We start from the raw sequence: 13,433 nt of genomic DNA, 5'->3' as shown, positions 1-13,433 counted from the left end.
CACCGCCGGGGGAAAGGAGCGGGCCATCCCATAATTCTGGGTGGCGTAATCTCCGGGTGAGTTCAACCACCAGACTCGGCGTTGTCGCGCCGATGGAGATCACGCCATGGAGAAGAATAGCACGGGAACGCCGGAAGCCAGCCTTTTTGATGGAGAGGGCTGGTTCGACGCGATTGAGGCGGGGGTGCGGGATCGGATCCGCGGGTTCATCGAGAACATGCTGGAGGAGGAGCTGACGACGGCGCTGGGGCGGGAGCGATATCGCCGTGGTGGCGAGGCAACAGGATATCGCCATGGTGTCCGTCATCGGCAAATCCTCGGCTCGTTCGGCCCGCTCGAGATTACGGTGCCGCGGGGGCGGATGCCGAAGCCCGGGGGTGGAACGGCGGAATGGCAAAGTGCCACGCTGCCTCGTTATGCCCGGATGACGAAGCAGGTGGAGGCGTTGATTGCGGCGACCTATCTCGCCGGCACGAACACGCGGCGGGTAAGGCGGGCATTGGGGGCGTTGTTCAAGGGGGCAGTGGGCAAGGACGTGGTCAGCCGCACGTGGAGAAAGGTCAAGGCGGACTGGGACGGCTGGAACCGGCGGAGCCTGGCCGACGAGGATACCGTCAGGCTGATCCTCGACGGCACGGTGGTGAAGGTCCGGCTCGACCGGAAAGCGACCAACATCTCGCTGCTGGTCGTTCTCGGCGTCCGCCGCGACGGGCAGAAGGTTTTGCTGGCGGTGAAGAACATGGGTGGCGAGAGCGAGGCCGCCTGGCGGGCGGTGCTCGATGACCTGATCGCGCGGGGTCTGCGGACGCCGGACCTGTTGCTGATCGATGGCGGTGCCGGCCTCGAACGCGCCCTGGCCAGCCTTTGGCCCGAGGTGCCGACCCAGCGCTGCACAGTCCACAAGCATCGAAATCTGCTCGCGCACGCTCCCGAGGCGCTGCACGAGGAGATCACGGCCGACTACAACGACATGATCTACGCCGATACCAGCGCCGAGGTGATGCGCCGGCGCCGGCTGTTCCTGGCCAAATGGCGCCTGAAATGCCGCGGTGTCGCCGACAGCCTTGAGGAAGCCGGCGATCGGCTGTTCACCTTCACCCGATTGCCCAAAAGCCAGTGGAAATCGGCAAGAACGACGAATGCGATCGAACGCCTGCACGAGGAGTTCAAGCGCCGGATCAAAACCCAGACCGTCCTGCCTTCGGCAGAGACCGCGGCGATGCTGTTCTGGTCATTGCTCGCATCCGGGCAGGTCACCATGCGCAAAGTCGACGGGTGGCAGAGCCTCGGAGAGCCACCCGCCTCAATGCCTCTTGATCTCGTCGCCTGACCTCGTCATGCTCCCCAAACCGGAGACGCCGCCAAAGGCAATTTCCACACAAACCGCGACGCCACCCTGGAAAGCCTCACCATAACCTATTGAAAAGAATGGTGGGCGCAGTAGGACTCGAACCTACGGCCCGCTGATTAAGAGTTATCAGGCGGTGATGTTTCAACCCGTTTCCGCCTGCTGCAAGCCGTAGCAAAAATCCCGTAATTTCCATTGACTAAGCGGCAAACACCCACTAACTCTTGTTGCGGGTTGTTTCAGAAAATACCCCCCTGTCCGGGCGACTGTGATGCCCCAGTGATGCCCCAAGAGTTAGTGCCGGGTGAGCAATGAAAAAATCTCTGACCGAGACCGCCATCGCCGCCGCTATCAAAACTGCCAGTGAATCCGGGCAACGTGTCGAACTCTCTGACGCTGCCTTTCCTGGCCTGCGGCTGCGAATCAGCGGCAAATCGCGTATCTGGCTCTTGGGCGTCAGAGATGCTGACGGAAAGCCTCGCCGATACCCCATAGGGGAATATCCGCATATTGGTCTAAGTGCCGCAAGAATCGCGGCTCTTTCCTTGCGCGCCAAGGTTAGAGAGGGTGTCGATCCCATCGCCGAGCGCCGCCAGCGCCGCCAGGAAGCCCGTGACGCGAAAGAGGGTGTCGGGACCTTGGGCGCGCTGGTTGAGACCTACGGCGCCAAGGTAGGGGCCGTGCGACGGTCATGGCCGGACTGCCGGCGCCGCATCCGGTCCGTGTTTGGCCCGTTCCTCGGCAAGCCTGCCGCGAGCCTGACCATCGGCGCCTTGCAAATGGCGGCGGATAACTGGGCTTCCGCGCAATCCGCTGCTGCCGCCGTGCGCTATCTGCGCCCCGTGCTGAAATGGGCATCGGCGCCGGGCCGGCGTTATGTCCCGCGCGAGCTTGTCGATCTCACGCCGCCCGCGACCGTCACCCGCCGCGACCGCGTGCTATCCCGCGACGAACTGCGCGCCCTGCTGCCCTGCCTGCGAACGCTCGCGACGCCCTATCACGGGGCGATGCTGTTCCTGCTGCTGACCGCCGCCAGGCGCGAGGAAGCTGGCGCAGCGCGCTGGGCAGATGTCGACCTGAGCGCGGGCGTATGGCGGCTTCCAACGACCAAGAGCGGCCGCCCGCACACTGTGCCCCTATCCCGCCAGGCGCGCGCCCTGCTGGCATCTATACGCCCCGAGGATGCGCCCCCCGAGGCGCTGATCTTCGCCACGCGCGGCGGCAATCGCCTCGATGGGTGGGACAAGGCGACCAAGGGCATCATGCGCTCGACCGGCACCAGCGGGTGGACGCGGCACGATCTTCGCCGCACCGCCGCCACCCTGATGGGCGAGATCGGAACCTCGCCGCACGTCATCGAGGCGGCATTGGGCCATGCGGCCGTGCACTCGCAGCTTGCCGCGACTTACAACCGCGCGCGCTACCAGCCAGAGGTTGCCGACGCGCTGCAACGGCTCGCCGATATCCTCGATGGCATCACCGCCGGCGGCGCGGAAATCGTGGCGCTGCGCGCTTGAACGACCCCCCCCGAGAACCGCCGCCCCTGACTGTGGACGGGCTGCGCGCGCTGATCCGCACCCATGCCCTCACCGGGCCGAAGGGCCGCCCTACCCGCTTGCGGATGCCGAGCGATGAGGCGTTGGCGGCACTCGCCGCGACCGTCAATTTCTGGGCTGCGAGGGTTCGCGAGGCGCGGGCCGAGGCTGCTTGGAATGACGCCTGGCGGCAGGCGAACGCCGCCTCTGCCACACTGCGTGGCGTGCTGCCGACCATTCTGGATCGCCTGATGGCCGAGGCGCGGGCCGCGCCGCCCGGCACGACCTTTGACGCCACCAATCTGGACCGCGTGCAGGCTGTGGCTGGTGCGTTGCGACATTTCTCACTGCCGGCGCCGCCGATATGGCGCAAGGCGGGCGCGCGTGATCACGATATGCCAACGTGGCGGCACTTCATGGCGGCGCTGCTGCTCGATCTCGAACAAGCGTTCGGCTGCCGCCTCGCGCTTCACGATACCGGCGCGGCCGCGCGGCTGTTGGCGGCGATCGTGACCCATATCACCGGCGAGACGATTGCCGCCGCGACGGCCGGCGAGATGTTGCGCGCGATCAGAAAAGAGAACGATCCCGGCGGCTGATTATGTCAGGTGGGGAAAGCGCTTTCCCGTTCCCCACTATTCCGACGCAGGAACGACGGCGATAAATGAGCGGCGCCATTTCGCATCGAAGGTGCCGCAAATGAACAACCGAACCGAACTCGTCACTTTGAAAGAGGCTGCGCGCCAGCTCGCGGTTTGCCGAACGACGGTTTACAGGCTCGCCTGGGCGGGCAAGCTTCGCCTCTTTCGCATCGGCGCGCGATCAACCCGCGTCCGGGCCGCCGACATCGAAGCCCTGCTGACCAATGCGCCAGAAATTAATCTGCGCGCGCCGTCCGGGGCGCATAGCGACGCCGCGCCGGCCGATGCCGCCTAACCCCCTGAAACTCAAGAGAAAAGGCCGCTCGACGTGTCACCGTCGGCGGCCTGAAGGAATCCTTGTGATGCACAATCACCAATACCCCCCCGGCGCTTTAGCGGCAAGTGAAATCGCGCAACGGCTCGGCTTGCGCCGCTCGCGGCCTGGCGAATGGCGCGGCCAATGTCCTTCATGCCACTATGCCGGTGCCGCCGTGCTCTCTGAGCGCGCTGGCCTGCCGCTTTTGTGGTGCGCGAGTTGCCAGGACAAGGCCAGCCTCGCCGCCGCCTTGCGCTCGGCCGCCGGCGGCACGCTGCCAGCGCCTCGAGCCGAGCGCCTGCCTCGTATTAACCGCGCCGACCGCGCCGCACGGATCGAGCGCGCGAAAGCCATCTGGGATGGCGGCGAGCGGATCGAGCAGGACACGCCGGCCGGCCTATACCTGACACGCCGCCATATCTCGCACGTCGCGAACTCGCCGGCCTTGCGCTGGCGTGCGGATACACCGCATCCGAGCGGCGGCCGACGCATCGCGCTGCTCGCCGCAGTCACCGCGCCGGATGGCGCGTTTGCTGCGATACAGCGCATTTTCTTGAAACCGGACGGCACGAAAGCCGACTGCGAGCCGGTCAAAGCCTCGCTCGGCGTCGTCGCCGGCGGCGCGGTGCGTTTGCAACCCGCAAGCTGTGAAGTGGTGGTTGGCGAAGGCATCGAGTCCGCGGCCGCCGCTGGCGTGATCCTTGGCGTGCCGTCGTGGTCGGCGATATCGTGCGGCAATATGGCAAAATCGTTGGTTTTGCCGCCGGGAATCCGCACCATCGTCATCGCCGCCGATAACGACCCGGCCGGCCTGCGCGCTGCCGAAACGGCATGGCGACGCTGGCGCGCGGAAGGCCGAAGCGTGCGAATCGTCAAGCCAAATCAAAAGGATGGCGATTTTAACGACCTACAGCGCGATGCCGCGGGGAGGATCGAGCGATGAGTGGCGACTTTTCCGAGCACGTCCCGCCGGCGGACCCTCTCGAAAACCTCGCCGAGCGCGCGGCGGCTGATCCCGCCGCAGCGTTCGCGCCGGACGTGATCGAGGCGCTCGCGGGACTGCGCGCCGAGGATCGCGGCCGATTTGAGGCCGTCCGATCGGCCTTAAAGCGTGCCGGCGTGCGCGTTGGCGCGCTCGATCCGATAATCTGCGCGGCGGCGGGTGACGAAGGCGGCCGGCCGTCTCATGCGGACCTGCTCATTGGAATCGCGGCCGAGGCTGAGCTTTTCCATGACCGCGACAAGCGTGCCTTTGCCGATATCCGCGTTGGCGCCGTGCGCGAAACATGGCCGGTGAAATCGGCAGGATTCCGCCGCTGGCTTGGACGCGCCTTTTATCAAAGGCACAACGGCGCACCGAACGCGGATGCGATGTCATCGGCGATCGCGGTGATCGAGGCGAAGGCGCACTACGACGCGCCAGAGCGGCCGATCTTCCTGCGTATCGGCGAGCATGACGGCAAGCTGTTCCTTGATCTCGGCGATGAGAGCTGGCGCGCGGTGGAAATCGACGCTGATGGATGGCGCATCGTTGCCGAGCCGCCATGCCGGTTTCGGCGCGCCGCCGGGATGCTTCCGTTGCCGGAACCGACGCGCGGCGGATCGCTCGAAGCCTTGCGAGGATTGCTGAATATCAGCACTGAGCAACAATTCGTCCTTGCCGTGGCGTGGCTGTTGGCGACGTTCCGGCCTTCCGGGCCGTATCCCGTTCTGATCGTTTCCGGTGAGCATGGTTCCGCAAAAACGTCGTTCGTGACCGCCTTGCGCGCGATGGTCGATCCGAACAGCACGCCGATGCGATCGACGCCGCGCGATGATCGCGATCTATTCATTTCGGCAAGCAACGCTCACGTCTTGGCTTTCGATAATCTGAGCGGACTGCCTGGCTGGCTTTCCGATGCGCTATGCCGACTGGCGACCGGCGGCGGTTTCAGCACGCGGCAGCTATATAGTGACTCAGATGAAATTCTATTCGATGCGATGCGGCCGATCGCGGTCAACGGCATCGAGGATATCGTGAGCCGGCCTGATCTCGCCGATCGCGGACTTTTCGCGGCGCTGGCGGCAATCGCCGAAACAGATCGGAAAACCGACAAGGAAATGCGCGCGGCGATCGAGGCGGCGCGGCCTTCGATCCTTGGCGCGGCGCTCGATGCGGTTGCGAACGGCCTGCGGCGGTTGCCGGAAATCAGGCTCGAACGACTGCCGCGCATGGCTGATTTCGCCGTTTGGTCGGTGGCGTGCGGTGACGGCCTGCTATGGCCGGAAGGCGCGTTTATGGCGGCGTTCGCCGAGAATCGAGCGCAGGCGATTGGCGACGTGATCGAAGGGGATGCCGTTGCCTCGGCCGTGGTGAGGCTGATGACCGAGGCCGCCGAATGGACCGGAACCGCCGCCACGCTGCGCCAGCGTCTCGCCGAGATCGCCGGCGAGGCTGCGATGAAGGCTCGAACCTGGCCGGTGAACGATCGCGCACTCGCGGGAAAGTTGCGGCGCATCGCGCCATTCCTGCGCTCGCCGAGCGTTGGCATCGCACTCACGTTCACCCGCGACATGCGCGGCCGGTATATATGCCTTCGCCGATCCCCTTCAGTAGGGGATTTTGCGTCATTTGCGTCATTAGCGTCATCGAAACGAAAAAACGGCGGATTTCCGCTGGTTTCAGAGCATCGAGGCCATGACGCAAACCATGACGCAAACGCGGCCTATGACGCAAACGGCCTCGGCCATGACGCAAACCATGACGCAAACGCGGCGCCTGATTCAGTTTGCGTCATGCCTAAACCATTGAAAACGCTTCCCCATGACGCAAATGACGCAAATGACGCAAATTCCCCTTCCTTTGGGGATCGGGAAAGCAAGCATATGCGGCGGGGGCTGCTATGAGCGCCGCCTCACGCCTTCGCGAGCGGCTTGCCGAAGCCGGCGTTGTGCTCGCGCTCGATGGTGACGGCAACCTAGAGTGGCAGGCAGCGGCCGAACCCCCGGCCGCGTTGCTCGCCGAAGCACGGCGCCTCAAGCCGGAACTGCTCACGCTCTTGCGATCCGATGCGGCGAACGAGAACGACCCGGCGCTGCTCTCGATGAGCGAGATCACCAGTCTGGTGGCAGCGATCGCCGGCGCTGATCCGCTCGCCGCGCCGGATCGGGTGCGCGAGGCTGCCGCGGTGATGCGCCGTGCCGGTCATGCTCGATCCGAGATCGCCAGCACGCTGCTGCCTTGCGTGCCGATCGCGACGATCGGAATGGCCGCGCGGCTCGCGCTTGAAGATGGGTGGACGGATGCCGAAGCAGAGGCGGCGCAATGATCCCGCGCTCGACCGCCTGGCGCGGCACTGGTGGCGATCGCCGCGATGAGACCCCGGCTGAGAGCGCTCGCCGCCTAGCAGAGATGGCCGAACGGTTGCGACCAGATTGGCAACAGCCGGAGCGATGGCATGAGAGCAAGAGCGAGTTGATCGCGGCCTGCCGCCGGCTGGTGCGGACTTTGGAAAGGGAATCACCATGACCTCATCCGATGATGATGACGACGATGCCTGGCTGGCGGCCGATGGCGAGGCGCGAGCCTGCTATTCCGTCGTGCGCGCGGCGATCTTCGAAGATGGCGAACCCGGTAGCGATCCCGTTGCCGCCATCACGCGGCTTGGCGAGTTGATGAAGGCCGGGGATCGAGATGCCGCTGTTGCGCTGTTCATTCTTTACGATCTCGACGAGAAAATGCGGCGCGGCCGCAGAGCGAGAAGGACAAAAGCGACATGAACCATCCTGAAAACAAGGAAAGAACAGGCGCTCGCGACGTTGCTGGTCGCTTCAAGCCTGGTCATTCCGGCAACCCCGGCGGCCGGCCGAGGCGCGAGCGTGTCATCGGCGAGATGCTTGACTATATGACGCCGGCCGTTCTTGAGCGTTGCTACCAGGCGGCGATGAACGATAGCACCGCCGATCGAAAGCTTATCCTCGATCGTGGCGCGCCCGTCCCGCGCGGCGGCACGACGACGATGGACCTCGGCTCGCTCGGCACGCTGGCGGATTGCCAAGCGGCGATCCAAAGGGTCGCGGATGCGGTCGGGTGCGGCGATCTCGCGCCGGGTGATGCCGCACCGCTGCTCGCGCTGATCGAGACATCTCGCCGCACGATCGAAAGTCTTGATCTCGACGCCCGCATCCGTGCGCTAGAAGCGCGGTCGGAAGGCACGTGAACGGATCGCTTATGCGCCGGCTTGAGGCTCTTGAGCGATCGGCCAGGATCGGCGTGGTGGTGATCGACGGGTGATCCCGTGTCATGAGACGTGCGCGGCTGGTCCCGGCAATGCTTCCATCGCGGATGCTGGCCTGATCCGCTGCAAGCCGCGCTCGATAGCGGCGGACCGCTGCCGGCGGCGAGGATATGGCGTCACACCGGCGCGAGATAGAGGCGAGATGGCCGCGAGATGCGTGCCGATACGCGGTTCCTGTCGGGCCGTTTGTGATGCCCCAGCGATGCCCCGAATTTTTTTCGGTAATCAATCCGGCCCTATCTGGCGCTCTAACCCATTGATTTCATTGGTGGGCGCAGTAGGACTCGAACCTACGGCCCGCTGATTAAGAGTCAGCTGCTCTACCAACTGAGCTATGCGCCCCTGGGGAGCCTCTTAGCAGCCTTGTCCGAGGCTGTGAAGTGATCCGGTACAGGTCTGGCGACCTATCGCCCGCCTGATTGCCACCGGCGCTTTCCCGGTGGAAAAAGTCATCACCGCGCGGATCGACGCCGCCGACGTCGTCGCCAAGGGCTTCGAGGCGTTGCTCGACCCGGCTGGCAACCATTTGAAGATTGTCGTTCGCACGTGAGGGCAACCGGCGTCGGGCCAGGATGAGACAAAGAGCCGGCATCAGGAGGAAACCATGCCCCGCTATTTCACCGAGGCGAATTCAGAAGAGACCGTCAATGCCCGCATGGGCGCGGAGATCGATCCGCGTCTGCGGCAGATCATGGCGGCGCTGGTCCGCCATCTGCACGCTTTCGCCAAGGAGGTGGCGCTGACCGAAGCGGAATGGGCGTTCGGCATCGATTTCCTCACCAAGGCCGGCCAGATGTGCAGCGACGAGCGGCAGGAATTCATCCTACTCTCGGATGTCCTCGGGCTCTCGATGCTGGTCGATGCGATCAATCACCGCCGTCCGCCGGGAGCGACCGAGAATACCGTCCTCGGCCCGTTTCATGTCGCCGGCGCGCCGGAGCGGGCGATGGGCGACACCATCTCGCTCGATGGCAAGGGGGAGACCTGTCTTTATACCGGCCGCGTCCTCACCCTCGGCGGCGCGCCGATCGCGGGAGCGCGGATCGACGTGTGGTCGGACAACGCGGAGGGGTTCTATTCCGTCCAGCAGCCCGGCCTGCAGGACAAATGGAATAATCGCGGGGTTTTCATCACCGGCCCGGACGGGCATTACGAATTCATCGGTATCAAGCCGGTGAGCTACCCGATCCCCGATGATGGGCCGGTTGGGAAAATGCTCACTGCCCTCGGGCGCCATCCGAGGCGGCCGGCGCATATGCATTTCATGATCACCGCACCGGGTTATCAGCGCCTGGTCACCCACACGTTCGTTGGTGATGATCCCTGGCTCTCCACGGACGCCGTGTTCGGCGTCAAGGCATCCCTGATCGCGCCGTTCGAGCCAGCGACAGACGGGCGCACACGCTGGCGCTCGCCCTTCGACTTCGTCCTGGTCGCGGACGCCGATGCGCCCACCGCCGATCCGCCCGATCGGCGATGACGGATCGCCGGCCCGGCTTGCCGCGCCGGGCGCAATAAGGCACGATCGGGGGAGAAAAACCGGAGGAGACGAACCATGCCGACGCATCAGGGCGCTTGTTTCTGCGGCGCCATCGCGATCGAAGTCACTGGCGAGCCCGAAGGCATGGGCTATTGCCATTGCCGCTCCTGCCGCTCCTGGTCGGGGGGGCCGGTGAATGCCTTCAGCCTGTGGAAGCCAGAGGCGGTCAAGGTCACCAAGGGTGAGGAACATCTCGCGACCTTCGCCAAGACGCCGATGAGCGAGCGCAAATTCTGCGCGCTCTGCGGCGGGCATCTGATGACCAACCATCCGCCGCTCGGCCTCGTCGATGTCTTCTCGGCAACGATCCCAAGCCTCGACTACCAGCCGGCGCTGCATGTCAATTACAGCGAGACGGTGCTGCATCTTCATGACGGCCTGCCGAAATTCGCCGATTTCCCGGCCGAATTCGGCGGCTCGGGCACGATGCTGCCAGAGTGAAGTAGACAGCCGGACGTTACGCAGAAAATGCGCATGGACGAGAGGCGGGAAATGGCGGCGGCGCGGCGGTTGGCGCCGATGATCGCGGCGGCGGCGGGGCGGATCGAGCGTGAGCGGGAATTGCCCGCAGATCTCGTCGATGCGCTGCATGAGGCGGGGCTGTTTCGTCTCCTGCTGCCCAAAACCCTCGAAGGCGCGGAGCTGGCGCCGGCGGAATTCGTGCGGGTCATCGAGACCCTCGCCCGCGCCGACGCCGCGACCGCCTGGTGCGTCTGCCAGACCGCCGGCTGCTCGCTCTCGGCCGGCTATCTCGCCCCTGGTGCGGCGCGGGAGGTGTTCGGGCCGCCGCGCGCGGTGCTCGCCTGGGGGGCGGGGGCAGCCGGAAAAGCGGAGAAGGTCGCCGGCGGCTACCGCGTCAACGGCAAATGGGGTTTCGCGAGTGGCAGCCGGCACGCAACCTGGCTCGGCGGACATTGCCGCGTCATCCTGCCCGATGGCGGCGCCGCCCGCGACGAAACCGGCGCTCTCATCGAGCGCACCATGCTGTTTCCGCGTGAGCTGGCGCGGATCGAGGATAACTGGCACGTCATCGGTCTCCGTGGCACCGGCAGCGACAGCTATGAGGTCAGTGATCTCTTCGTCCCCGACCATCTCACCCTCTCGCGCGACGTGAACGCCGAAATCCTCCACCCGGCGCCGCTCTATCGCTTCAACACCAACCACATCTATGCGTGCGGCTTCGCCTCCGTCGCCCTTGGCCTCGCGCAGGCGATGATGGCGGATTTCCTCGCGCTCGCGGTCAAGAAAACCCCGCGCGAAGGCCAAGCCCGGCTCGCCGAAAGCGCCAGCGTCCAGGGCGAAACCGGCCGGCTGCATGCCCGCATCGAGGCCGCGCGCAGCTTCATTGCGGCGAGCCTCGAGGATGGCATGGCGGAAATCGTCGCGACCGGCGGCCTCGGCCTCGATCAACGCATGACGATCCGCGCTTCTGCCTCGCATGCCCTCGCCGAGGCGCGCGAGGTCACCGTCGCCCTCTATCATGCCGCCGGCGTGAACGCGATTTTCGATGGCTCGCCGTTCGAGCGGCGGTTTCGCGACAGTTTCGCGGTTTCCCAGCAGGTGCAGGCGCGGAGCAACCATTTCGAGACCGTCGGCCGCCATCTCCTCGGCCTGCCGCCCGATCTGACGTTCGCCTGAGATTCCCCCCGCTCGGGGTTATTTGTGTTCGGGGAACAGGGATAACAGCCCGCCCTCGCTCGCGGCACAGCGGCCGCGCTCGGTGATGAAGCCGCTCACCAGCCGCGCCGGCGTGACGTCGAAGGCGGGATTAGCGGCCGGGGTCTCCTTGGGGCAGAGGCGCACCGTCGCGATGCTGCCATCGAGAGCACGGCCGGTGACCATCGTCACCTCGCTTGCCGCCCGCTCCTCGATCGGGATCGCGGCGATCCCGTCGCGGATCGTCCAATCGATGGTGCTGGAGGGGACGGCGACCCAGAACGGCACACCGGCATCCCGCGCCGCCAGCGCTTTGAGGTAGGTGCCGATCTTGTTGGCGACATCGCCGGCGCGCGTCACCCGGTCGGCGCCGACGATCACCAGATCGACCTTGCCGCGCTGCATCAGGTGGCCGCCGGCATTATCGGCGATCAAGGTATGCGCAACGCCATGCTTGCCGAGTTCCCAGGCGGTCAGCGCCGCCCCCTGGTTGCGCGGCCGTGTCTCGTCGACATAGACATGGACATCGACGCCATGGTCATGCGCCATGTAGATCGGCGCGAGTGCCGTGCCCCAATCGACGGTCGCGAGCCAGCCGGCATTGCAATGCGTCAGAATATTGACCCGCCTGCCGGCGGCGGCATGGACGATCAATTCGAGCCCGCCGCGGCCGATCGCCGCATTGCACGCGACATCCTCCTCGGCGATCGCCGCGGCTTCGGCATAAGCGGCGGCGACGCGGCGGTCGGGCGGCAGGTTTTCGAGCCGCACCCGCATGCGCTCGATCGCCCAAGCGAGATTGACGGCGGTCGGGCGGGTGGCCATCAGGAGCTCGGCGCCGCGCGCCAGCGTCGCCGTCCCAGGATCGGCGCGAAGGCCGAGACAGAGCCCATAGGCCGCCGCCGCCCCGATCAGCGGCGCGCCGCGGACCAGCATGGCGCGGATCGCGTGCGCCGCCTCCTCGAGCGTCGTGAGACGCAGGATCTCGAACGACCATGGCAGTTTGGTCTGATCGATGATGCGCACCGACCAGCCATCCTGGTCGAGCCAAATCGCGCGATAAGGGGTGCCATCGATCTTCATCGGGACCTGTCAGCTCCGTTGATGCAGCACGCAAACCAGGGTGAACAGCCGCCGCGCGGTTTCGAAATCAATCTCGGCCTTGCTCGCCAGCCGCTCGCGCATCAAGCTCGCGCCTTCGTTATGGAGGCCCCGCCGTCCCATGTCGATCGCCTGGATACGCGCCTCGCGACCCTCGGCGATCGCGAGGTGATAGCTCTCGACCAGAAGGTGGTAATCCTTGATCAACCCGCGGAACGGGCCGAGCGCGAGCACATGGACGGCCTCTGGCGTGTCATCCTGGCGGCGGATATCGAACACCAGGCGCCCTTCCTGGATGGAGAGATGGAGGTGAAACGGCCCCTCGCGGCCGGGGAGCGAGAAATGGCTGTCCGCTTCCAGATCATGCACCGCTTGCGCGCGATCGGCTTCGAGAAGCGGCGACAGCCGGCTCAGCGCCTCGCCGGTCAACACCACGCGTTCCAGACGATTTTGCCCCTCTGACGCCATGGCCCGATGGCTAGCCCCGGCCGGGTGGCCTCATGAGCCGCCCTCCTTCATCAGCCCGAGACTGAGCATCAGCCCGAGCGTCGCGCCCTTGACCGGGCGGAGCAGAGTGAGCGTCAGCGCCAGGGTGAGCGGCACCCAGATCGCGATATGCACCCAAAGCGGCGGCGCCTCGGTCTGCTCGAGGATCAGCATGCCGGGAATGACGAGATGGCCGACGATGACGATGGTGAAATAAGGTGGCATATCGTCTGAGCGCACCTCGCCGAGCGGCGCGGCACAATTCTGGCACTGCTTCACCACGCGCAGATAACCGTTGAAGATGTGGCTCTGGCCACAGACCGGGCAATGTCCCTTGAGCCCCCGCGCGAGGGCGACCAGCAGCGGCGGCAGCGGCCAGCGGCCAGATGTCTCAGTGGTTTTCGGCTGCCAATGGCGCGGCAGCGGGTGTTCCGGCACCGGGGCTCTCCTTCGCAAGGGGCGGCGCACCGGCGCAAGCGGCCGCGCGGGCGAAACCCATCGACGCAGCGCACCGGTTTGTTGCAATGCACTAT

Annotated in this window: 15 protein-coding genes and 1 tRNA gene; 12 read left to right on the top strand and 4 right to left on the bottom strand. The window is 65.7% G+C overall.

Annotated features, from left to right (window positions below):
- Positions 1–106: 106 nt before the first annotated feature.
- The 9 genes from DEF76_RS07225 to DEF76_RS07185 all read left to right on the top strand — a co-directional run bounded on the left by DEF76_RS07225 (position 107) and on the right by DEF76_RS07185 (position 8,039).
- Positions 107–1,330: an IS256 family transposase gene (locus tag DEF76_RS07225; protein ID WP_114911755.1), complete on the top strand. Its 1,224-nt coding sequence runs from the start codon at positions 107–109 to the stop codon at positions 1,328–1,330.
- Positions 1,331–1,659: 329 nt separating this feature from the next.
- Positions 1,660–2,865: a tyrosine-type recombinase/integrase gene (locus DEF76_RS07220; RefSeq protein ID WP_114911754.1), complete on the top strand. Its 1,206-nt coding sequence runs from the start codon at positions 1,660–1,662 to the stop codon at positions 2,863–2,865.
- Entirely contained in the window at positions 2,862–3,482 is a 621-nt protein-coding gene (locus tag DEF76_RS07215) for a hypothetical protein (RefSeq protein ID WP_162800528.1), read from the top strand. Before DEF76_RS07220 ends, DEF76_RS07215 begins: the two co-directional genes overlap by 4 nt.
- Before the next feature lie 100 nt (positions 3,483–3,582).
- Positions 3,583–3,819 carry a helix-turn-helix transcriptional regulator gene (locus DEF76_RS07210; RefSeq protein ID WP_114911752.1) on the top strand — a complete coding sequence of 79 codons (237 nt, stop codon included), beginning with the start codon at positions 3,583–3,585 and terminating at the stop codon, positions 3,817–3,819.
- 271 nt (positions 3,820–4,090) lie between these two features.
- A complete protein-coding gene (locus DEF76_RS07205) occupies positions 4,091–4,783 on the top strand; it encodes a DUF7146 domain-containing protein (RefSeq protein ID WP_162800527.1) in 693 nt (230 codons plus the stop codon).
- Entirely contained in the window at positions 4,780–6,726 is a 1,947-nt protein-coding gene (locus DEF76_RS07200) for a hypothetical protein (RefSeq protein WP_114911750.1), read from the top strand. Before DEF76_RS07205 ends, DEF76_RS07200 begins: the two co-directional genes overlap by 4 nt.
- Positions 6,723–7,148 carry a hypothetical protein gene (locus tag DEF76_RS07195; RefSeq protein WP_114911749.1) on the top strand — a complete coding sequence of 142 codons (426 nt, stop codon included), beginning with the start codon at positions 6,723–6,725 and terminating at the stop codon, positions 7,146–7,148. Before DEF76_RS07200 ends, DEF76_RS07195 begins: the two co-directional genes overlap by 4 nt.
- 196 nt (positions 7,149–7,344) lie before the next feature.
- Positions 7,345–7,599, top strand: coding sequence for a hypothetical protein (locus tag DEF76_RS07190; RefSeq protein ID WP_114910678.1), 255 nt, complete (start codon positions 7,345–7,347; stop codon positions 7,597–7,599).
- Positions 7,596–8,039 carry a hypothetical protein gene (locus DEF76_RS07185; RefSeq protein WP_114911748.1) on the top strand — a complete coding sequence of 148 codons (444 nt, stop codon included), beginning with the start codon at positions 7,596–7,598 and terminating at the stop codon, positions 8,037–8,039. The genes DEF76_RS07190 and DEF76_RS07185 overlap by 4 nt, the downstream gene beginning before the upstream one ends.
- Positions 8,040–8,383: 344 nt before the next feature.
- Here the strand turns inward: DEF76_RS07185 and DEF76_RS07180 are convergent.
- Positions 8,384–8,459 (bottom strand) — tRNA-Lys (locus DEF76_RS07180).
- Between the two features lie 262 nt (positions 8,460–8,721).
- Between DEF76_RS07180 and DEF76_RS07170 the strand changes: the two genes are divergently transcribed.
- From DEF76_RS07170 to DEF76_RS07160, 3 genes are all read left to right on the top strand, one after another.
- Positions 8,722–9,597 (top strand): intradiol ring-cleavage dioxygenase, encoded by an 876-nt coding sequence (locus DEF76_RS07170; RefSeq protein WP_114911747.1) that lies wholly within the window; start codon positions 8,722–8,724, stop codon positions 9,595–9,597.
- A gap of 75 nt (positions 9,598–9,672) precedes the next feature.
- The gene (locus DEF76_RS07165) at positions 9,673–10,098 is read left to right on the top strand and encodes a GFA family protein (RefSeq protein ID WP_114911746.1); all 426 of its coding nucleotides are present in this window, start codon (positions 9,673–9,675) and stop codon (positions 10,096–10,098) included.
- A gap of 33 nt (positions 10,099–10,131) precedes the next feature.
- Positions 10,132–11,295: an acyl-CoA dehydrogenase family protein gene (locus DEF76_RS07160; RefSeq protein ID WP_162800526.1), complete on the top strand. Its 1,164-nt coding sequence runs from the start codon at positions 10,132–10,134 to the stop codon at positions 11,293–11,295.
- An 18-nt stretch (positions 11,296–11,313) separates the two neighbouring features.
- Here DEF76_RS07160 and mtnA read toward each other — a convergent pair whose 3' ends face one another.
- From mtnA to DEF76_RS07145, 3 genes are read right to left on the bottom strand one after another with little or no spacing between them, the layout of a single operon-like run.
- Complete coding sequence (gene mtnA / locus DEF76_RS07155) at positions 11,314–12,396, bottom strand: S-methyl-5-thioribose-1-phosphate isomerase (RefSeq protein WP_114911744.1); 1,083 nt, start codon at positions 12,394–12,396, stop codon at positions 11,314–11,316.
- A 9-nt stretch (positions 12,397–12,405) separates the two neighbouring features.
- Positions 12,406–12,882, bottom strand: coding sequence for a UPF0262 family protein (locus DEF76_RS07150; RefSeq protein WP_114911743.1), 477 nt, complete (start codon positions 12,880–12,882; stop codon positions 12,406–12,408).
- A gap of 30 nt (positions 12,883–12,912) precedes the next feature.
- Positions 12,913–13,338, bottom strand: a complete 426-nt coding sequence (locus tag DEF76_RS07145) for a DUF983 domain-containing protein (RefSeq protein WP_240319132.1) — start codon at positions 13,336–13,338, stop codon at positions 12,913–12,915.
- Positions 13,339–13,433 lie beyond the last annotated feature (95 nt).

The sequence above is a fragment of the Acidibrevibacterium fodinaquatile genome (assembly GCF_003352165.1).
GTDB classification, from domain to species: domain Bacteria; phylum Pseudomonadota; class Alphaproteobacteria; order Acetobacterales; family Acetobacteraceae; genus Acidibrevibacterium; species Acidibrevibacterium fodinaquatile.
This window is presented reverse-complemented; position numbering and strand designations above follow the sequence as displayed.

Excerpts from the sequence above, each read along its gene's own strand:
- DEF76_RS07185 (WP_114911748.1), top strand. The coding sequence starts at position 7,596 with ATGAACCATCCTGAAAACAAGGAAAGAACAGGCGCTCGCGACGTTGCT.
- DEF76_RS07170 (WP_114911747.1), top strand. The coding sequence starts at position 8,722 with ATGCCCCGCTATTTCACCGAGGCGAATTCAGAAGAGACCGTCAATGCC.
- DEF76_RS07150 (WP_114911743.1), bottom strand. The coding sequence starts at position 12,882 with ATGGCGTCAGAGGGGCAAAATCGTCTGGAACGCGTGGTGTTGACCGGC.
- DEF76_RS07165 (WP_114911746.1), top strand. The coding sequence starts at position 9,673 with ATGCCGACGCATCAGGGCGCTTGTTTCTGCGGCGCCATCGCGATCGAA.
- mtnA (WP_114911744.1), bottom strand. The coding sequence starts at position 12,396 with ATGAAGATCGATGGCACCCCTTATCGCGCGATTTGGCTCGACCAGGAT.
- DEF76_RS07220 (WP_114911754.1), top strand. The coding sequence starts at position 1,660 with ATGAAAAAATCTCTGACCGAGACCGCCATCGCCGCCGCTATCAAAACT.
- DEF76_RS07200 (WP_114911750.1), top strand. The coding sequence starts at position 4,780 with ATGAGTGGCGACTTTTCCGAGCACGTCCCGCCGGCGGACCCTCTCGAA.
- DEF76_RS07190 (WP_114910678.1), top strand. The coding sequence starts at position 7,345 with ATGACCTCATCCGATGATGATGACGACGATGCCTGGCTGGCGGCCGAT.
- DEF76_RS07210 (WP_114911752.1), top strand. The coding sequence starts at position 3,583 with ATGAACAACCGAACCGAACTCGTCACTTTGAAAGAGGCTGCGCGCCAG.
- DEF76_RS07160 (WP_162800526.1), top strand. The coding sequence starts at position 10,132 with ATGGACGAGAGGCGGGAAATGGCGGCGGCGCGGCGGTTGGCGCCGATG.
- DEF76_RS07195 (WP_114911749.1), top strand. The coding sequence starts at position 6,723 with ATGAGCGCCGCCTCACGCCTTCGCGAGCGGCTTGCCGAAGCCGGCGTT.
- DEF76_RS07225 (WP_114911755.1), top strand. The coding sequence starts at position 107 with ATGGAGAAGAATAGCACGGGAACGCCGGAAGCCAGCCTTTTTGATGGA.